Annotated in this window: 19 protein-coding genes and 6 pseudogenes; 4 read left to right on the top strand and 21 right to left on the bottom strand. The window is 44.8% G+C overall.

What is annotated here, in order from left to right; all coding sequences use genetic code 11:
• The first annotated feature begins 68 nt into the window (after positions 1-68).
• The 3 genes and pseudogenes from JCM19037_RS22405 to JCM19037_RS26985 all read left to right on the top strand — a co-directional run bounded on the left by JCM19037_RS22405 (position 69) and on the right by JCM19037_RS26985 (position 2,051).
• Positions 69-527, top strand: a complete 459-nt coding sequence (locus JCM19037_RS22405) for a tripartite tricarboxylate transporter TctB family protein (protein ID WP_052363676.1) — start codon at positions 69-71, stop codon at positions 525-527.
• A gap of 12 nt (positions 528-539) precedes the next feature.
• Entirely contained in the window at positions 540-1,013 is a 474-nt protein-coding gene (locus JCM19037_RS26995) for a tripartite tricarboxylate transporter permease (RefSeq protein ID WP_238544607.1), read from the top strand.
• 64 nt (positions 1,014-1,077) lie between these two features.
• Positions 1,078-2,051, top strand: a pseudogene (locus JCM19037_RS26985) (tripartite tricarboxylate transporter permease).
• 256 nt (positions 2,052-2,307) lie between these two features.
• Here JCM19037_RS26985 and JCM19037_RS07820 read toward each other — a convergent pair.
• The 20 genes and pseudogenes from JCM19037_RS07820 to JCM19037_RS07740 all read right to left on the bottom strand — a co-directional run bounded on the left by JCM19037_RS07820 (position 2,308) and on the right by JCM19037_RS07740 (position 18,559).
• On the bottom strand, positions 2,308-2,760 hold the full coding sequence (locus JCM19037_RS07820; RefSeq protein WP_042399658.1) for a pyridoxamine 5'-phosphate oxidase family protein: 453 nt from the start codon (positions 2,758-2,760) through the stop codon (positions 2,308-2,310).
• A 58-nt stretch (positions 2,761-2,818) separates the two neighbouring features.
• Positions 2,819-3,385: a histidine phosphatase family protein gene (locus JCM19037_RS07815; RefSeq protein ID WP_042399656.1), complete on the bottom strand. Its 567-nt coding sequence runs from the start codon at positions 3,383-3,385 to the stop codon at positions 2,819-2,821.
• Between the two features lie 71 nt (positions 3,386-3,456).
• The gene (locus JCM19037_RS07810; RefSeq protein ID WP_042399653.1) at positions 3,457-4,818 is read right to left on the bottom strand and encodes a hypothetical protein; all 1,362 of its coding nucleotides are present in this window, start codon (positions 4,816-4,818) and stop codon (positions 3,457-3,459) included.
• A 57-nt stretch (positions 4,819-4,875) separates the two neighbouring features.
• Positions 4,876-6,073, bottom strand: a pseudogene (locus tag JCM19037_RS07805) (CaiB/BaiF CoA transferase family protein).
• A gap of 35 nt (positions 6,074-6,108) precedes the next feature.
• A complete protein-coding gene (locus JCM19037_RS07800; protein ID WP_042399650.1) occupies positions 6,109-7,872 on the bottom strand; it encodes a thiamine pyrophosphate-binding protein in 1,764 nt (587 codons plus the stop codon).
• Positions 7,869-8,276 (bottom strand): zinc-binding dehydrogenase, encoded by a 408-nt coding sequence (locus JCM19037_RS26980; RefSeq protein ID WP_238544606.1) that lies wholly within the window; start codon positions 8,274-8,276, stop codon positions 7,869-7,871. The genes JCM19037_RS07800 and JCM19037_RS26980 overlap by 4 nt, the downstream gene beginning before the upstream one ends.
• A 32-nt stretch (positions 8,277-8,308) precedes the next feature.
• Positions 8,309-8,869: a zinc-binding dehydrogenase gene (locus JCM19037_RS26975; RefSeq protein WP_238544605.1), complete on the bottom strand. Its 561-nt coding sequence runs from the start codon at positions 8,867-8,869 to the stop codon at positions 8,309-8,311.
• 4 nt (positions 8,870-8,873) lie between these two features.
• Positions 8,874-9,392: a type I 3-dehydroquinate dehydratase gene (gene aroD / locus JCM19037_RS07790; RefSeq protein WP_255357873.1), complete on the bottom strand. Its 519-nt coding sequence runs from the start codon at positions 9,390-9,392 to the stop codon at positions 8,874-8,876.
• Positions 9,389-9,646, bottom strand: coding sequence for a type I 3-dehydroquinate dehydratase (locus tag JCM19037_RS28360; protein ID WP_255357872.1), 258 nt, complete (start codon positions 9,644-9,646; stop codon positions 9,389-9,391). The genes aroD and JCM19037_RS28360 overlap by 4 nt, the downstream gene beginning before the upstream one ends.
• Positions 9,647-9,664: 18 nt before the next feature.
• Positions 9,665-11,092, bottom strand: coding sequence for an aldehyde dehydrogenase family protein (locus JCM19037_RS07785; protein ID WP_042399647.1), 1,428 nt, complete (start codon positions 11,090-11,092; stop codon positions 9,665-9,667).
• Positions 11,089-11,915 (bottom strand): annotated as a pseudogene (locus JCM19037_RS07780) (citryl-CoA lyase). The gene JCM19037_RS07785 and the pseudogene JCM19037_RS07780 overlap by 4 nt, the downstream one beginning before the upstream one ends.
• A gap of 16 nt (positions 11,916-11,931) precedes the next feature.
• Positions 11,932-12,660 (bottom strand): IclR family transcriptional regulator, encoded by a 729-nt coding sequence (locus tag JCM19037_RS07775; RefSeq protein WP_042399645.1) that lies wholly within the window; start codon positions 12,658-12,660, stop codon positions 11,932-11,934.
• Positions 12,661-12,765: 105 nt separating this feature from the next.
• Positions 12,766-13,598, bottom strand: a pseudogene (locus tag JCM19037_RS07770) (sugar phosphate isomerase/epimerase family protein).
• 16 nt (positions 13,599-13,614) lie between these two features.
• Positions 13,615-13,869: an HPr family phosphocarrier protein gene (locus tag JCM19037_RS07765; protein WP_042399643.1), complete on the bottom strand. Its 255-nt coding sequence runs from the start codon at positions 13,867-13,869 to the stop codon at positions 13,615-13,617.
• A gap of 13 nt (positions 13,870-13,882) precedes the next feature.
• Positions 13,883-15,160 (bottom strand): TRAP transporter large permease, encoded by a 1,278-nt coding sequence (locus JCM19037_RS07760; protein WP_042399640.1) that lies wholly within the window; start codon positions 15,158-15,160, stop codon positions 13,883-13,885.
• A pseudogene (locus JCM19037_RS07755) lies at positions 15,157-15,614 on the bottom strand (TRAP transporter small permease). The gene JCM19037_RS07760 and the pseudogene JCM19037_RS07755 overlap by 4 nt, the downstream one beginning before the upstream one ends.
• A gap of 132 nt (positions 15,615-15,746) precedes the next feature.
• Positions 15,747-16,585: pseudogene (locus JCM19037_RS24140) on the bottom strand (DctP family TRAP transporter solute-binding subunit).
• 175 nt (positions 16,586-16,760) lie between these two features.
• Positions 16,761-16,919, bottom strand: a complete 159-nt coding sequence (locus tag JCM19037_RS25650) for a Gfo/Idh/MocA family oxidoreductase (RefSeq protein WP_193744699.1) — start codon at positions 16,917-16,919, stop codon at positions 16,761-16,763.
• A 7-nt stretch (positions 16,920-16,926) separates the two neighbouring features.
• Positions 16,927-17,787, bottom strand: coding sequence for a Gfo/Idh/MocA family protein (locus JCM19037_RS07745; protein ID WP_052363673.1), 861 nt, complete (start codon positions 17,785-17,787; stop codon positions 16,927-16,929).
• Positions 17,788-17,857: 70 nt separating this feature from the next.
• Complete coding sequence (locus tag JCM19037_RS07740) at positions 17,858-18,559, bottom strand: GntR family transcriptional regulator (protein WP_042399635.1); 702 nt, start codon at positions 18,557-18,559, stop codon at positions 17,858-17,860.
• Between the two features lie 157 nt (positions 18,560-18,716).
• On the opposite strand from JCM19037_RS07740, the gene JCM19037_RS07735 reads away from it, so the two are divergent.
• Positions 18,717-19,265, top strand: coding sequence for a shikimate kinase (locus JCM19037_RS07735; protein WP_042399632.1), 549 nt, complete (start codon positions 18,717-18,719; stop codon positions 19,263-19,265).
• Here the strand turns inward: JCM19037_RS07735 and JCM19037_RS22390 are convergent.
• On the bottom strand, positions 19,262-19,648 hold the full coding sequence (locus JCM19037_RS22390) for an NUDIX hydrolase (protein WP_193744698.1): 387 nt from the start codon (positions 19,646-19,648) through the stop codon (positions 19,262-19,264). The genes JCM19037_RS07735 and JCM19037_RS22390 overlap by 4 nt on opposite strands.
• Positions 19,649-19,844: the final 196 nt, after the last annotated feature.

Genomic DNA, 19,844 nt, shown 5'->3' with positions numbered 1-19,844 from the left:
GTGCAAAGATGTGCACCCTCACTTTCGATTCACTCTACACCTATCTCAAAGTGAGGACGCGAGTACACATGCTTACATTAAAACGAACCCTTCCCGGCGCGATCATGCTGATGGTAAGTTTTGTTATCTTATATCAATCGCTTTTAGTTCAAGGAGAAGAAATGCTAAACCCCGCCGGAGGAGGTTTTCTCCCTGGGGTTATCGCAATCATTCTAGCGCTCTGTGGAGCCTGGACAATAATCAGTGATTTACGCAAAAACAAACAAGAACAAGCAACTGCAGAGGCGTCTGATAATGCCTTTTCAAAAGGGGATTATCTCCTCATCTTCTCTTATTTTATCTTTATCGTTCTTTACGTATTGTCTTTATCGTTTATACCGTTCTTCATTAGTACGACTTTGTTTTTAATCATAAGCATTTATCTATTAAAAGGGATTAAATGGTATACGAACATCATTGTTTCTGTAGTCACAGTGACGATTATCTATTTCTTGTTTTCGCAACTATTTAACATTGTCTTCCCTTAAGGAGCTAGCATTATGGAAATTATCCAACAATTTCTCATTCCTTTTCTTGATTGGGAACTTCTCCTCCTCGTTGCCGCTGGTACGCTAGCAGGGATTTTTATCGGTGCAATTCCTGGGCTTTCGGTGACGATGGCGGTTGCTTTACTTCTTTCTCTTACTTATTCTTGGGACTTGCTTCCCGCACTTGCGCTTATGCTTGGGGTATATTACGGGGGGGTTTATGGAGGTTCAAGAGCAGCGATTCTCGTTAATATTCCAGGGTCCCCTGCTTCAGTTGCAACCGCATTAGACGGCTATCCAATGTCGCAGAAAGGGGAAGCGGGCCTTGCCTTATTCCTAACGACCATTTTCTCTTTCGTAGGTGGGCTTGTCGGTGTCATCGTGCTCGCAACCGCGGCACCGATTGTTGCATCATTTGCGGTTCAATTTGCGAATCGTGATTATTTCTTACTCGCATTACTCGGCTTTTGCTCGTTGGTAATTTGAGTAACGGCACTTTAGCAAAAGGGTTGTTTTCGGCAGGTGCTGGTATTGTCATCGGCTGATTGGTATGGATCCAATCGGTGGCGGCTCCCGGTTTACGTTCGGTTCATTACAGCTCATGAACGGGGTCGATTTTATTATTGCGCTCCTAGGATTATTCGGGATGTCAGAGATTCTCTACCAGATGAGAGAGTTGAAGCGCCAAGGAAAACCACTTGAAATTAAGAAAATGGTTATTCCACCTTTACGGTTTATCTTTAAGTTTCTTCCTTTGTCTATGCGTGTCTCTATTCTCGGTGTTCTCACCGGCGCCTTCCAGGTGCTGGCGGTGAGATTGCAGCTTTATTATCATATGACCACGCGAAACGCTCGACGAAGAAGCCGAATCGACCGTTTGGTGAAGGGGCTCACGCTGGTGTCATTGCACCTGAAGCGGGTAATAGCTCCGCGATTGGGGGCGCGATGATCCCCATGCTCACCCTCGGTATCCCTGGGGACGCGGTGACGGCAATCTTCATTGGTGCATTGTTTATTCATGGACTGCAACCTGGCCCGATGCTCATGACACAAAGTGGTGATTTATTCTGGGTGATGGTCGGTTCATCTGTTCTGGCAAACGTATTCTTGCTTGTATTTGGCCTCATGGTCGTATCAATTTTCATACGCATCGTGACGGTTCCACGTCAAATACTACTGCCCATTATTGCCGTCATTACCGTCATTGGGTCGTATGCAATGAACTACAGCTTAACCGACGTGTACTGGATGCTAGGGTTTGGTGTGATCGGCTTCTTCATGAAAGTAAACAACTTCTCTGTAGCACCTCTTGTGCTAGGCATCATACTCGGGCCGTTACTCGATACTTCGTTCCGCCGGGCGTATATGTCCGCGAACGGCACGATGTCTGACTTTATTGCCGGTTTTTTCACAAATCCAATCAGTCTTGTACTCACCTTGTTCATTTTGTTTACGTTATTCGCGCAAACGCCTTACTACAAATTGCTGAAGCGAAAGATTTTCAGAAAAAACGAAACAGCTTAACAAAAACACGCATTCAAAGACGAATAAAAGCGTATCCACACAACGGTCGGTGGATACGCTTTCTAATTCTTTTCTGCCCACTTCTTTAAAGCACTTATGCTTACAAAACTTATGATGAATCCGGCAATAAACACGACGGCGAGCAATAAACTCCACCATGAGAGCCTTCATTTTCAGTCCAGATCTGAATAAATATAAGCGTCAGTACAGCAGCACTCATCAATGATATGCCTGCGATTTTCAATATAATCCCCTCTTACGAAAAGCTAGGTTCGAAAGATTGATCACGAACGACAACGGTTTCGGGCACAAAACGAAGGAGACGATTTGCACTGTCTAAGTTCTGAAACCTCGGGTCCCACTCTTCTTCGTTTTCCCCAAGATAGCGCTTAAGAATTTGTCTTGCAACGGCTCGGTCAAACGGTTCTACCGTCGCATGTCCGCGAAAACCTGCATGCCATACTTTTCCTGTTCGTTTTTCCATTTCCACAAATCCAATTGCACATCGCGGTTCATCTGTAACACGAGCCAAGAAACTGTCCGACGTTGGATTTCCAATCACCCAAATAGCTGCTCCGTCCCAATAAAACCAAACCGGTGATTCTCTCGGGGCTCCATTTTGTGTGACCGTTGCTAAATGGGCAAACTGTGGCTTTTGTAGAAATGCATCCAAATCAAATGATTTCTTCCGATCTCGAATGACTTTCAAAACATCACCCCCATCATTTTCATAACATTCTACTATTCATCCTTCTCGTGTTCAAAAATTACGGATGATGCAATCTCTCTACCGCATCAAGATGATACCCTCGAAATGCTAGTTTGATGATGTCTGGCTTTGACGTGTGGCCCCAATAGCGATAACCAAAAGCAGCTGGATCGAAGTAGTTCATAATTGAAGTCATAATGTTTCCGTGTGTTCCTACGGCCACGTTTGACCAGTCTTTCTTTGCTATGATGTTGAAAATAACGGGCAAAGCTCGAACCTGTGCCTCCCTCACCGTTTCTCCGCCCTCTAAACAAAAATCTATATCTATGAATGATCGTTCTAGAGCGATCATTCGTTCTTCGTTTGCCAACTTGTAATTCCCTTTTATCGGCCTTTCTCTTAACGATTCGTGTATTGAAATACGCGCATGAGGAAGGGCGTATTCGATCGTTTGTATCGCCCGTTTGTATGGACTTGAAAAAACGTGATCAAAACGAATCTGGCTAAGCACTGGTCTTAACCGTTTTGCTTCTGCAATGCCTTGATCGGATAGGGGCCGCTCACGCTCCTCGCCAAAAACGAACGGCGAGTGGGCGTGGCGAATGAAATAAATGGTTGTCTTCATTCGTTCATCTCCTCGAGTACTACTCGTTTCAATAGTTAAGAACGAGCAAGATACAAAAGTAGGTCGACGGACTACAAAATTAGACTAAATACGAATGCGGTCAAAACGATAAACAACAAGTAACCGAATGCAAATGCTAAGTTCTTTCGGATAATGTTGTACGGATTCGCTTGTAATTGCATGGCAAGGACGGTTGGCGTCACATTAAACGGTCCAATCATGACGGTACTTAAACCAACCCCGATGAGCAACACGCTCACACCGTAAGGATGCGCTGCGATCGCTTCGGTTAAAAACGGCGAAATAATGGCGATGGAGATGAGGGGATGGAAGCCGACGAGCGCCAGGCCAAATATACATAATGCCGTCAGTAAATAAAAGAACAATAACGAACCTTGCGAATACACATAATCAAACCCTACATTCATGTAATCAAATAGGACGGTATACGGAAACACTTCGACGAAAAACCCTGCTGATAAAAACAAGAAAAACAGACCGTGAAGCTGTGTTGTGTTTCCGCGTAAATATCGCCAACTCATCACTCGGAATCGCTTCGGTTTTTTTATGAAGGCAGACCAGATGAACGTAAACGGGATAATAAGTATCGTAACGGTGAATAAAAATGTTTGCGGTATGAGGCTATTCAATGTGAGCAGTGTAATGATAAAGCACGTAATCGCAACTCCGAGATGAAGCAGTTTCTTATATAACGAGCGACTATCTTCTGGAGTTTCGATGGTTGTTTGTAATTCAACGCCTCTAAGCTTTCGATTATGAATCCACCAATCGATCGCGACAAAAATAAGGCTAATCGTAAACAGCGTCGGCAACAGCGTTAAATAACTTTGCCCTGTCATATCTACGGTTGAGGCAACGAGTATTTCGGTTGGGCTCCACAAGAGAAGCAGCGCATATGCCCGCAATATACTATGTGCAAAAAACCGTTCGACGACGACATTGCTCAATTTTTCCAGCTTACTTTTCACCGTCGCAACGACGACAGGAACGGTCGCTACGTTAAGAAACAGCGTGAGTAGATACGACATTAACGATGTTCTGCGGTAGAGGCGAACGGTATCTGGTTTTGGGGGCATGGAGATCATTTGACTGAGTGCTCGGTCGTATTTCCCTACAGAAATGATCGTACTCATAAATGGCAAAATGAACAGGAGCGCCAATAAACTAACCATCGATCCGAACAAATCAAAAAACTGAACATCGCTAGGAACATACACCCAATAGAAAATAATGCCTAACAAAAAGAAAGAAAGACCAGCCCATTTGTAAAGTCGGCTGGCTTTTTGAATATTAAGAACAATAATAAGTAAGGCGAGTATGCCAATCACCGTCTGAATGCCAGGCACGGTGTACACTTCTTGAATCAGATACAAGATGACGATGATTCCGTATAAGTAAAAGATCGCTCCCACCTACTTTGATTCAAATTAACCGACAAAAGAGAGCCTTTGAAGACCCTCTTTTATTCATTATATCACGTTTTTTGATTTCAACTGCACAATCTCATCTTCTGAAAAACCGATACCTGATAGAATTTCACTATTGTTTTCGCCTAAATCTGGGGCGACAGTTCGAATACTGCCCGGTGTTTTTTCAAACTTCGGAACAATACCTGGCACTTTGATTTGCCCAAGGCGTGGATGTTTCACTTCCACAATGTTTTCACGGGCTCGATATTGCTCATCATTGAAGATGTCTTCGATACTCATCACCGGGCTTACCGGTACACCGTATTCATCGAGGTGGTCGAGCAGCTCCTTACGGTCTTTCGTTTTGATCCAGTCTTCAACAATCTGGTTCGTGTCGTCGTTGTTTTCCAGTCGTTTGGCGTTTGTATAGTAACGTGGATCTTCAAGCATATCTTCTCGTCCCATTGCATTCGCCAACCGATTGAACGTCGTGTCCGTACTCGTTACGAGTACGACCCAATGACCGTCCTTCGTCTTAAACGTTCCAGATGGGGATGAATGTCCATGAAGTCCTGGCGCACGCTCACGTACTTTTTGCAATTGATCATATTCTGCGACGAGAAACTCCATCATACGAAAGACCGTTTCATACAGGCTATGTCAACCATTTGCCACTGCCTTCTTCCGATGTATCCCGGTTGTAAAGCGCCGTTACAGCTGCAAATGCCACATAGATCCCGCAAATATAATCCGTTAATGAGAACGGCGGACTGACCGGATGACGGTCCGTAAACCCTTGCAAATACGTATAGCCACTAAACGCGGTTGCAGGAGTACCAAATCCTGCTTTCTCTTTATACGGACCGGTCTGTCCATAACCAGATACACGGATCATAATGAGGTTCGGGTTTTCTTCCTTTAGAACATCATATCCGACGCCCCATTTCTCAAGGGTTCCTGGACGAAAATTCTCAACAAGAATATCCGATTTTCGAGCGAGTTTCTTTAGAATTTCAACGCCCTCTTCTTGATGGAGGTCTAACGTAAGCGAGCGTTTATTTCTAGAAAGACCTGGCCACCGAAGCGGCTCTCCGTCTTCGGAGAACGGACCGACGCTTCTTGACGTGTCCCCACGTCCGGGAATCTCTACTTTAATTACATCTGCACCAAAATCGCCAAGAAGTGCTGTTCCGTAAGGTGCTGCGATCATTGTCGAAACATCTAAGATGGTAACGCCTTCTAAAGGTGTTTTTGCCATGTCTAAACTGCCCCTTTCGTTTGGACTCACGAACGTTACGGTATGCTAACGTGAGATTTCGTGCTGTTTGGTGAATAGATGTCGTTTATGTTCCACTGACCGTCTGTCGGGACAGGCTCATTACGCATCGCTACATCAATGACAACCGGCTCATTCGCGTCGATCGCTTCTTTCACAGCCCCTTTGAATTCCTCTGCACTTTGTACTTTAATCCCTTTCACACCAAAACCTTCGGCGATGGCTGCGAAGTTCGGCGTATACGTTTCTCCACCCTTTTTGAAAAGTGTTCCGTACGTCGTATCGTAGTGAGCCATCTCAAGACCTGCGATCGTTCCGTATGCACTGTTGTTCATTACGATCCAAACGACAGGGATATTCTCTTCAACCGCTGTGGCTAACACTGCTGGATTCTGACCAAAGCCACCATCACCAATAAGAGATACGACTGTCTTTTCCGGCTGTGCAAGCTTCGCACCAAGAGCCGCGCTCGATCCAAATCCCATCGTCGCATACCCTCCAGGGGTAAGAATTGATCCTGGCGTGTAGATTGGGAACTGCTGCCCAACACCGTTTTTATTCCAACCAACATCTGTCGTAATGTACGCATCTCGTGGGAGAACTTCACGAACATCAGCTAGAATTCGCTCCGGCTTCATCGGGAACGCATCGCTGTTCATGTTTTCACTAATGCTGCTTCTGAGCTCTTTGCGGTACGTTTGAATGTCTTCTTTGAGTTTTTCATTTCGGTCGATGCCGTTCGGGTAGAGACGTTTAGCCACGCGAATCAAGGCGATGAGTGCGCGTTTCAAGTCTGCGGTTGCACCGATTTCCACTGGGTAGTTTCGTCCGATTTCATTTGGATCAATGTCAATTTGAATGAGTTTTGTTGCTGGGATATCAAACGTGACACCTGGATACCAAGAACTGCTATCTGCTTCTTTGAAACTCGTTCCTAATCCGAAGAGATAGTCGGCATTCTTCGTCTGATCATTAATGAATTTCGTCCCCCAAAATCCAGTCATCCCAAGCGTTAGTGGATGATCATCAGGCAGTACGCCTTTGCCCATTAAAGAATGTGCGACCGGAATGTTCATGTGGTCAACAAACGTTTGCAGTTCTTCGGTAGCATCCGCAAGGACGACGCCTCCACCTGCATAAATGACGGGACGTTTTGCGTCTGCAAGAGCATGAACCATACGCTCGGCAGTCTCCTCATCTAATGATGGTTTATCAATCACACGTGTATGGTGCTTTAACTTTTCAAATAGACTCGTGTCTACTTCTTTAGAGAAAATGTCCATTGGAACAGAGACGAGTACAGGTCCTGGACGACCACTTTCTGCAAGTTGAAACGCTTTTTGCAGAATCTCTGGGAACAAGTCCGGGCGATCTACGCGCCATGCACGTTTCACGAATGGACGATAGATTTCAAATTGAGCGCCATCTGCGTGAAGGTTCACTTCTTGGTGGGGGTGCTTGCCGTAATAATGACTCGGAACGTCTCCGGCAATGACAACCATTGGAATCGAGTCGAGTGCAGCATTGGCTACACCTGTTGCTGCATTCGTTAAACCAGGTCCGAGATGACTAAGGACAACAGCGGTATCTTTCTTCGCACGGGCATACCCGTCTGCTGCATGAGACGCAATTTGTTCATGACGCACATTAATAAATTTAATGGAACTCTTATCAAGCTCGGATAAAACGGCAATATTCGTATGGCCACATAAACCAAAGATATGATCAACATTCCGGTCTTCTAAATAGTTGACCAACTGGGTTGAAATGAGTTTCTTCATGATTGTTCCTCCTTGTTTTGAAAATCAATAAGGATCTTCGCAAAACTCCCTGAAAGGGCAAGTTCATAGGCTTTTTCAAAATCTGCTAACGGTAGAATCTTTGAGATAAAGACTGTCGGATCAAACCGCTCATCTGACAAGTATTCAATGCTCTCGGCAAAGTCTTTTGGAAAACGGTAAATAATGCTTCCATAAATGGTCTGTTCTTTTCGAACGATCTGTCCAATCGGCAACTCTGATTCGTTCGTAATGCCGATTAAAAGCACAGAACCCCCTGGTTTTAACCAACGAAAACAAGATTGTACCGACTGTGGTGTACCTGCAGCTTCTACTACGTAATCAAATGCGTCTTCTTCAATCGCATCTGGGTGTGACGCTCGAATGTGTGGAAAAGGCTTTAGCATGTCTAGTTTTTCATGATTAATGTCGACTGCTGTTACATCAGCCCTAAGTAATCAGCGAGAGCAACCGTTAACAAGCCTTCCGTTCCACAACCGACGACAAGCACACGGTCACCCTTCTTTATGTTCAGCTTCTTTAATCCGTGAACGATCACCGCTAACGGCTCAATGAGGACGGCTCGCTCATTTGAAACGTCGTCAGGAATTGGAATGACATACCGGGAATCTATAATAAATTCATGAGCAAAACCGCCGCTTGCGTTAATGCCTATTGATTTTTTGTGCGGGCAAATGTTTTCTTGTTCGTTTAAGCAATACTCACATTGTCCACAAAACGTATTAGGCGTAACGACGACGCGTGCTCCTTCAGATATCGTCACATGGCTGCCTGCTTGCTCGACAACACCGACAAGCTCATGGCCCGGTCGAACTGGATACGTGGCGTGCTGAATCTTTCCACGATACACAGAGAGATCAGACCCACAAATCCCTCCATAGATGACTCGAATTTTCACTTCATTTGCCTCTACCGCGTGCAGAGGCGCCGATTCCCTAAGCTCTAAAGAATTCGGTTCAGCTATATACAATTCACTCACGTCGTCACTCCCCCATTACATCATCAATCACTTCAAGCACGGTTTCCAACTGTTCGATTGGCATTTGACCCGGCGCAGAGCTTTCACTTCCGACGGCAAACGTCATCGCCGATCCACACGCACCGCCCATCATACGTGACAAAGCACCAAGGCGACCCATCGACATCGTCACAACTGGAATGGATAAGTGTTCTGACGCTTTGTTTGTTGCTTGTAGTAACGTGAGCACATCGGCAACCGATTGCGGCATAACCGCGACTTTTCCAACATCTGCCCCTTGCTCGTCAGCTTGTTGCAATTTCTCATAGATGAAATGCTCGCTCGGAGTTTCATCAAAATTGTGGTACGACATGAGCAGTTGCACGCCCTGTTCTTGTGCGAGTGCCTTTACTCGGTCAATATGTTGTTGTTCTGAACTTAATTCAACATCAATGAGGTCAATGGTTCCGCTCTTAATGATCGCTTCGTACATATCAAAGACCTCATCTTCTGTCATCGTGATGGACTCGCCGCCTTCTCTCATTGATCGGCGGGTAAAAAGGATTGGAATGTGGCTGATCGATTGCGAATTTCTTCAGCTGTTGATTGAAGCGCCTCAACGTCATCAAGCTTTTCGAAGAAGTCAACGCGCCATTCGATAATGTCAGGGTTCTTTTTCACAATGACTTCAAGCTGCGTCATAAGCGCATTGCGATCCGCCCCCGTAAGCGGTGTGCAAATGAGCGGTCGTTGCTGATCAATATTGCGAAAGTCTTGGAGCTGTACTTGTTTTTTCATTACACATTCATCTCCTTTTTACATGAAGTCTTGTAAAACGATCATTTTCATTTCAGACATCTCTTCAACGGCGAAACGTGCACCTTCACGACCTAATCCACTGTTTTTGATTCCACCGTATGGCCAATGGTCTAGACGGTAGTTTGATGTTCCGTTCACGACAACACCGCCCATTTCTAACTCGATTGCAGCTTTTCGGATGACATCCATTGAATTTGAAAAGATCCCTGCTTGTAGACCAAACTCCGAATCGTTCACTTCATCAATGACGTCATCCATGTCTGTATAAGGCAAAATGCTAATGAGTGGACCAAACACTTCATGACAAACGACACGACTGGTCGATTTCGGGCGATATAACACAGACGGCTGGACAGCTGCGCCTTCGACGCCACCTCCTGCAATTAATTCCGCACCTTCAGAAACCGCTTCTTCGATCCATGAAGCAATTCTCTCTCCTGTTTTCGCATCCACAACACAACCTACGTCTGTTGATTCGTCAAGTGGGTCTCCTTGCTTTAGCTCGCTTACGTTATCCTTCACCTGTTCAACAAAGCGTTCGATCACATCTTCATGTACATACACGCGCTGAACGGAAATACAACTTTGACCGGAGTTGCTAAATCCTGTTTTTACAGCAAGGGATGCAGCACGATTTATATCTGCATCGTGATGAACAATCGTTGCTGAGTTTCCACCGAGTTCAAGCAATACTTTCTTCATCCCTGAAATTTTTGATATTTGACGTCCTGCGGGTACGCCTCCTGTAAAAGAAATAATGTTCGTTCGTTCATCCTCAACGATCTGCTCACCCACTTCACGACCACCAAGCACCATATGAAGCGCTTCTTTCGGCATCCCTGCATCCATCATCAGTTCAACAAAAGCCGCTGCAATCAACGGTGTTTGCGGAGCTGGTTTTAATAGTGTGACGTTCCCAGCTGCAAATGCAGGACCGACTTTGTGACAAACGAGGTTGAGCGGTGCATTAAACGGAGTAATCGCTGCAATAACACCTGCTGGTACCCGAAACGTAAGTGCCATGGAATGTTTCCCACGCTCTGATGCGCTTCCAGGAATGGTTTCCCCGATTAAACGCTTCGCTTCTTCAGCTGATTGTTCTAGCGTTTCAATTGAGCGGGACACTTCATCACGCGTATTTTTTAGTGCTTTTCCTACTTCTAAGGAAATAAGCTTTGCATATTCTTCTTTTCGCTCAGTTAAAAGCTCTGCTGATCGTTTAAGGATACGGGCACGTTCTGCAGCAGATAAACCGGCAACGACCTTTTTGCCTGCAAACGCTTGTGAGAGCGCTCTCTCAACGTCTTTTGGATCTGCTTCCCACTGTTGTCCAATCACTTCTCCACTGTATGGGCTTACGACGTTTATTCCGTCTTGTTCTTTATCAATCCATTGTCCGGCAATGAATGGTCTTGACTTTCTCATGCGCGTTCTCCCCCATCCTGCTTTTGAATTCCTGTATAACGAACAAGGTGCTCTTCATTCGGGCAAGGCCCTTTAATGCGTACTCCGCTCATCATCTCTTCGTACGCATGCGCCACAATCCCCATGCCACGAGAGAGCGCAAAAATCCCTTTTGCGGCTTCTGCTGGAACACCGAGTTCACATTGAATGGCGGCTGAAATGCCATCCACATTGATTGTCATCTTTCGATTTTTACGTTCAGAGAGACGGTCCCGATAGTTTGCGAGAATGTGTAAATACGTTCCTGTAATTTCACCTGTCTCAATGAGCTCTCCGGCTAGCTCGTAAAGGCGACTCACGCGTGGATCATCGTCGTGCAACTGATGACCAAACCCAGGCAACTTTCCTTTGCGTGAGAAGATTTCCGTCAATTCATCATCTACAGCCGTTTCATTATGTTTGAGGTTGTCTTCGGTCTTATAAAGAATGGCCATCGCCTCTTCCACCGCACCCCCGTGAACATCTCCAAGCATATTCATTCCGGTTGCAACCGCAGAATTAAACGAGACGCCACACGTCGCTGCCATTCGGGCCGCTGCGATCGACGGGGCACGAGGCCCATGATCCGAACCTGCAACGAGAACACTTTCAAACAACTTGGCTTGTGCATCACTTAAGTGACGACCGCAAAGTAAGAAATACAGCATTTGCGTATACGATACATTTCCGATGAGTCTTCCACTCGTTCGCCACGAATGATAATTTCATTTTTTTTAATATCACTAATCTCTGTTTCCCACCATGCGCCACCGTTTCGATAGGCTTCTAATGCGCTACGACTCATCCAAATCCCCACTTTCTTAGCTTAGCAACTGATCTACTAGTTCTTTAAGGCTTGATAAGTATTTCGTTACATTTTCATCGGTGAAGCGTTGCGATAGCCCACTAATGGAGATGCAATAATGCACTTCACCTGCCTGGTTAAAGATCGGCGCGGATATTGCCGATAGCCCTTGCTCCCGTTCTTCATGCGTCACGGCGTATCCTTGTTCTTTAATCTGAGCGAGGTCTGCACGCAATCCTGGAATTCGGTCTGGATCGTTCATCTGCTTAAAAATGCGTGCTTGGAACGACTCACTTTGGTGCGCAAGCAGCACCTTTCCCCCAGCACCTGCAAAAAGAGGCAATGGCTGGCCTAATGATACGAGATGGCGCAGCGGGCGAAGTCCTTCGAACTGCTCAATACAAATTCGCTTATCGTTCACAATCGTATAGAGGTTTACCGTTTCTGACGTTTCTTCACGCAGTTTCGACATGACCGGTTTAGCAACTTCTTTAATATCAAACGATTTCGCGGCAACCGAGCCCATGTAATACAATTTATGACCTAGCTTGTATTTCATCGTGCTTTCGTTTTTAACGATGAGACCGTTCGCTTCAAGCGTCGACAACATCCGTGTCGTCGTTGATTTAGCCAAATCAATCATTTTAGAAATTTCAGTGAGCGTAAGTTCTTGTTTTTGCATTGAAAAACAATCAAGTATATCCAGTGCACGTTGCACTGTACGTAACGAATCTTTCTTTTCCAATTGAGAACCGCCCCTTTACAATAGTTCCGTTTAATAGAACACAATTTCATTTGATGGTACTTTTATTGTAAAACGGGACGGTCGGCGTGTCAATTTGAAAACGCTTTATTTATGATGAGCGGTTGCCGCTTCAATTGACGCCATGAATGTTTTTGCTGACTGCAAACATCTTCGAACGAACTCCTCATGCCCGAGCTCTTCGGTTCGTTTACGGTGTGGCATTTCTAGCGACATTGGAATCTTTGGAATTCGTTCAAGAACTTGCCTGACGTTCGTGCCGCCCTCACCAATATACAATCGCTCTTCACGTACAATTCTCGTCATCTCATCCCGATCTGTTGGGATGTCACCAATCGCATCACATAGGTGAAAATATCTGAACCATTCTTTTGGCACCCGGTCTAAGTCTTCAACTCGGTCTTTGGATCGGTGGAAATGATGGGCATCGATCATAAGCTGCATTCTCTCGCTCTGTCGCTTCGAGTACATCGACAGCCCCTTGTAACGTTGATACAGAAGCAATCGGTACGAACTCAAGCTCCACCGTCAACCCGTACGGTTTTGCTAAATCACACAGATGTGCAAAACTCTCCTTCGCAAAAGCCAAATCATCTGTCCAAATGCTACTCAATACATGCTTGGCTCCAAGTTCAGCCGCCACATGGAAAGCGGGTTCATATTTTTTTTGGATCTGTACCGTCGCTAATTTTGGCAAGTTCAATATCAAGAAGCCCAAGACCTGTCTCCTGCAAAGCTTTTCTCGTATCTCTAAACATTTCCTTTTTATTTGCTAGATCGTAATTCGGTTCATTTGGCAGCCCCATATAAATCGGACGAATACTAACGAAATCGTAACCCGCTCGTGCAGCTGTATACGTCAACTCAGGTGGTGCTAAATCCAATGCGGTGAGATGTGCAAGTGAATATTGATAGCTCATTTGAGCCACTCCCCTCTTATGATAGAAAGTCTACGGCCGCCTCGACCGCCTCTCGACTGTCATGACCTACGGCGTATACAGTGACAACGTCATCGTTTTTCAATTGCAAGTTAATTAGCCCAAGCACACTTTTCAGGTTTACATCGTACAGGGCGCCACCGACGCGCTTCTTGACAAACACTTCGGATTTGTACCGTGACAAACAATGACTCAATTCAAAGATTGTCTGGTTTTCATCAAGTTGGATCGTGATGATTTGTGCTTCTCTCATTGGATCGACCCCTTTAGTCACTTCCTAGTAAGAAGAGTGATATTTCCGGAACGAAAATTACGATAAATAACGTGAGTAATATGACGCCGATAAACGGCAAAACTGCTTTAGACAGTGACACGATCGATACACCCGAAATGCCTGAAGCTACGAAGAGATTCACGCCAATTGGCGGCGTAATAAATCCGATAGCTAAGTTTAAAATGATGATCATACCGAAGTGAATCGGATCATAACCAAGTTCCATTCCAACCGGTAACAACAATGGTGTAAAAATGATAATTGCAGCGGTCGTATCCATAAAACAGCCAACAATCAAGAGCAAAACAGTAATAATGAGAATGAGCAAAATTGGGTTTTCTGTTATTGACAGCATCGCGTTAGCAATCTGACTCGGAATATGTTCAATCGTCATAATCGTTCCAAATACTGTAGCTGCACCGATAATGAATAAGATTGAAGCCGTCGTAAGTGCTGAATTTCGCAAAATGGCATACAAATCTTTTATTTTTAGTTCTCTGTAAAGAATGACCCCTGCAATCAGTCCGTAAATGACCGCGACAGCCGCCGCCTCCGTCGGTGTAAAATAACCGCTATAAATCCCGCCGAGTATAATAATCGGGACGAGCAATGCCCACTTCGCATCCCATAAAGCAGCTCCAAATTTTTTGAATGAGAATGGCTCGCCATTTCCTTTGTATCCTTTACGCTTGGCATAAATATAGGCATACAGCATGAGTGAGATGGTGACGAGAATTCCAGGAATAATACCAGCAATAAACAAGTCACCGACCGAAGCACCTGCAGTGACCCCATAAACAATCATGGGAATACTCGGAGGCAAAATGACACCGAGTGCACCTGCCGCTGCAACGAGTGCGGTCGTAAAGCGTTTGTCATACCCCATCTGAACCATAGCGGGGATCATCATTCCCCCGATAGCGGCGACTGTCGCCGGTCCAGAACCAGAAATCGCAGAAAAGAGCAAACATGTAATAATCGTTGCCATTGCAAACCCACCGGTACGATTTCCCACTACCGATTCTGCAACTGCAAATAATCGTTTTGATAGACCGCCCTTGCCCATAATTTCACCAGCAAGAATAAAAAAGGGTACGGCCATAATGGGAAAGGAGTCTACCGATGTGACCATATTCTGAGCTAAAAAGTCGAGCGGCATCGTTCCTGCGAACAGGAGAGCAAAGAGCGAGGACACACCGAGCGCTACCCCAATCGGTACACTAAGTAAAATAAGCACGAAAAAACTAACAAATAGGACAACAGCGGTCATGAATGGCTGCCTCCTTTCATCGCATCCTCTTCATTCGCTGAAAATGAGCCGTTGGAATCGGTATCTTGCTCACCTTTACCGAGGAGGTACTTAATTTGCGCGATGAGCTGTTGCACGATTCGAATTGCAGTCAAGGCCATTCCAACAGGAACAGCTAAATACACCCAACCCATTTCTACCTCTAAAGCCGGAGACAACTGTCCAAAATCAAAAATTATTGAAACAATTCTGCCTCCATATACGAGAAGGAAGAGGGCAAATCCTAGAAAGATGACATTCGTGAAAATGTTCAAATACACACCCGCTCGTTCTTTTAAGACGAGGAGAAGGGCGTCTACCGAATGTGCCGTTGCTTTTTCACGGCATAACTTACTCCGAGAAAGATCATCCAAATAAAACAATAACGAGCCAATTCTTCTGACCAACCAAACGAGGACTCAAACACGAAACGCATGAACACTTGTGCAGATATGGAAGCGACCATCACTGTAAATATGATGACCATTAGGCTTTCTTCAAAATAGCGGTCGAGCCAACGAATCACATTCACTTTATGCGCCCTCCTCTAGTTGCTCAGCTGCGTCCATTATGCGTCTAGTACTTCGCCGCCATAAGTTTCACGAAAACGTTCATACACTGGATCGACGGCATCTCTTAATCGTTCAAATTCGTCATCACTTAATTCCGTAACCGTCATTCCTTGATCTTTAACAAACTCTATACCGTCCGCTGCCTCTTGCTGATTCGCCTCTCGCTGCTCGTGCATGATTTCTTCAGAAGCATTGGCGATGATGTCTCGTTCCTCATCTGTTAGTGAATCCCAAAACGGCTTGCTCACCATAAACGGGCTTGCGTTATAGATGTGATTCGTTTCCGTTAAAAAATTCTGCACTTCATAGAAGTGGCTATTTACGACGTTTCCAACCGGATTTTCCTGTCCGTTTACCGTCCTTGTTCCATAGCAATATACAGTTCACCATAATTAATCGGTACCGGGTTTGCCCCGAGCTCCGTCCATATTTGCATATGAATGCGGTTTTCCAACGTCCGAATATCTAACCCGCGAATGTCTTCAAGCGTCTCAACTTCTCGAACGTTGTTACTAAGCATTCGAAACCCGTTCTCCCAAAAATTGAGGCCAATAATGTTCTCTTGTTCTAACTCAGCAAGTACATTTTCACCGATTTCACTATCCAACACTCGGTAAGCGCTTTCTTCCTCTGCAAACAAAAATGGCAAATCAAACACATGAAATGAATCTGAGAATTGGGCAATTGGACCGGTGGATATGGTCGCCCCTTGGACTGTATTTAATTGCATACCTTCAAGCAACTCCCGGTCTCCACCAAGCTGACTGTTCGTGAACACATCCACCTTTATCGATCCGTTCGTTTCTTCTTCTACTTGATCTGCAAAAGCAAACATCGCTTGACTTAAGGAACGATCATCAGGTGTTGCATTCCCAATTCTCATTAATTTTGGTTCATCGTCTGACTCGGCAACAGACGCACAGCCAGAAACAAGAAACAATAGCATCACGCTCATAATCTTTGTTGCAACCTTCATATCAGTCACTCCCTCATGCCCATTCCATAGATGATTAGATGACCACTCTGCGTTTTTCCTTTACACTCGTTTGAATGGCCTCGAGCACCTTCAACGTTTGCATGCCTTCTTCACCGGTAACGAGCGGTTCTTCCTCACCTTCAATGACACGAATAAAGTGTGCTAATTCTGCTTGCATTGGATCATTATCCATCGGCTGTTCACTCGCTTCGCTTAAAGGGTATTCCCAACCATACGTGTCTTCCTCGTACGTAAACACGCGCATACTCGGGAAAGCAATGCTCCACGAGTGCCAAAAAAGTGATAACAATCTTCCTCATAAAAGGTATACTTTGGATTTTCCTTTGCCGTAAATTCATACGACCATGGGCCGGTGTTCCATCGGAAATAAAATAATTAAACGTTGCACCATTTGAAGTCTCTAATATCATTGAAGCCGTATCTTCAACTTGATGACCTCGACCGAGATTACGAGTCACCGCGTAAACCGCTTCAATTGTAAGACCGGTGGCGTATCTTAAGTTATCAATATCATGTATGCCGTTTATGAGTAAGGGGCCGCCTCCTTTAGTGACACGCCATTCTTCTTGGAAATACGGACGGTCTTTGGCTAGTACAAAAAGTAAATTGCCGCCAACGAGCTCACCAATGACTCCAGACTTAATAATCGTTTTTAACTGTTGCATCTTTGCCGAATGACGACGATGATGACCGATGAGTAACGGCACTTCTTTCGCCGCACAATATGCAATCATTTCCATCGCTTCTTCAGCATCGGTTGCAATCGGCTTCTCAACAAGTGGCACGATGCCTTTGTCAGCAGCTAGTTGAACTGCTTGTTTGTGTAAACGGTTTGGTAGTGCAATGATGACTCCGTCGATCTCTTCTGAATCCATAAGCTCTTCGTAATTTTCATACAGCGGAACACCTAATTCTTTTGCTCTTCGTTTATCCGTTTCTCCCCTACCTGCCACAGCAACGAGCAGGCCATTGTCCATTTCTTGCAAATCTTTTGCAAAGGTATACCCATGATTCATCCCTAAAACGGCAATTCTCTTCATAACGTTCGCTCCTTTGTGATACTAGTATACAAGTTGAGGCGTCGTTGCAAACGACGATAAAAAACACCCGTTATCGTCGCCCTGCAAAGTACTCCGGATATTTCTCGAAAATGTAATCATAGTAAGACCAAATTTTATCAAGATGATCGGTCAGCTTTTTATCTAACGATTCAACTTGATTTTCTTCAATAAACTGAAACATCTTTTCATGATCTTCAATAATACGGTCCGTTTCTTGAGTCTCATAAAACTCAAGGTAACGCATGCGATTCACATGCCCACGAACTTGTCTTACGTATGCACTTAATGTTTCATTTCCGGAGATTTCTAGAATCTTGTCATGATACACTTCATCATAATGATAAAATTGCTCAAGATCTCCAGTAGACGCGGATTCACGTTGCTTTTCAATCACTTCAAGTACCGCTTGTTTATGGCGTTTTGTCTCGTCTGTGTTTGGATTCCAAGTTTCCGCGACTTGCCGAAATGCGGTCCGCTCCAAACTTTCCCGAACTTGGTAGGCTTCTTTAACTTTCGAAAAAGAAATGTATTCCACCTGGATTCCTTTTTGAGGGATGACGCGTAAAAACCCTTCAGATGAGAGCAAACGAATGGCTTCGCGTATCGGTGTCCGACTCACACCGAGTACTTGCGCAAGTTCATTTTCTGAAATCATTTGCCCGGGTTTATACTTCAATGTAATGACTTCGTTATACAAATAACGGTAAATTTCTGTACCTAGCGTTTTCCTTGGAAAGGTTAGATCTGTCATAATTCACCTTCTTGCGTTTGAATTAAGAAAATTGTAAGCGCATACTAGTATACATGTCAATCAATATTATGAAATGATTCCGAAAAAAGCACCAGTGGAGAGCTGTCATTTGGTACAATAAACAATAGCGAATTTCTAAGAAGGGTAGCGAAAAGCGATGAGTCAAAAACCACGGTCATATCGAGAAAAAAGCATCGTTTTTATTGGCTTTATGGGGTCAGGAAAAACGACGATTGGAGAACGGGTTGCAAAGAAGTTATACCGCGACTTTATTGATATTGACGAAGAAATTGAAAAAGAATACGGAATGCCAGTAACCGAAATCTTTCGCGTGCACGGAGAAGAGACGTTTCGAGCAAAAGAGAAAGAAATGATTACTCGTTTGAGCACACAGCCGCTAAAGATCATCTCCGTCGGTGGTGGAGCGTTTATGAACCCAGACATTCGGGACCACTGTCTTAAGAACTGCATCGTTTTATTTTTAGATCTTTCGTGGGATGCGTGGAAAGAGCGACTCAGTTTATTAGTCGCAAGTCGCCCCGTCCTCCAAGGACGATCCATTGAAGAAATTGAAGAGCTATTTCATAAACGTCAAGGCATTTATGCCGATCATAATTCCAAGTTTCGCACCGACCATCTTGATATTGAAGAAGTGAGTGATTATCTCATCTCTTCACTTAAGACATCATGGGAGCTCTACGACTAGAGAGCTTCCCATTTTTGTTTGGCAAGCATAAGCGCAAGGACGGAAAACATTTGTGTGAGGCCGAGCTGCTCTACTTCTTCCCACGACAACACGTGCACATCCAATACTTCGCCTTCGTTCAATTGCCTCTCGCCTTCTGTCGCATCCGTCATTAAGTAGGAGTGGACTTGGTTTGTCGCCACAGCAGGATTTGTATAATAACTGCCAAGGTAAACCGGCGCTTTCGTAGACGTATATCCTGTTTCCTCTTTCACTTCCCGAGCGACCGCCTCTTCATTCGTTTCTCCCGCTTCTTTCATCCCTGCAGGCACCTCAAAAAACGCTCGTCGTCCTGCATGACGGTACTGGTTGACGAGTACGACGCGGTTATCCTTTGTGATCACAACTGCATTTACCCAGTCAGGTATTCATTCATGATGTATTCTTTTATTTCGAAACCATTCGACATTTTAACGTGCTCTTTCACAACATTACCAAATCGTGGTGCAATATGGAGATTCTCTCGTGAAATGGTCGTCCATTTTTCCAAAAAAATCCTCTCCTAATGTTTAATATTCGCTTCAAATACCGACACTGATT

The organism is Geomicrobium sp. JCM 19037 (assembly GCF_000698105.1).
Taxonomy (GTDB): Bacteria; Bacillota; Bacilli; order Bacillales; family Marinococcaceae; genus Geomicrobium_A.
The sequence above is the reverse complement of the archived record's forward strand: the minus strand, read 5'-3'. Positions and strand labels throughout refer to the sequence as shown.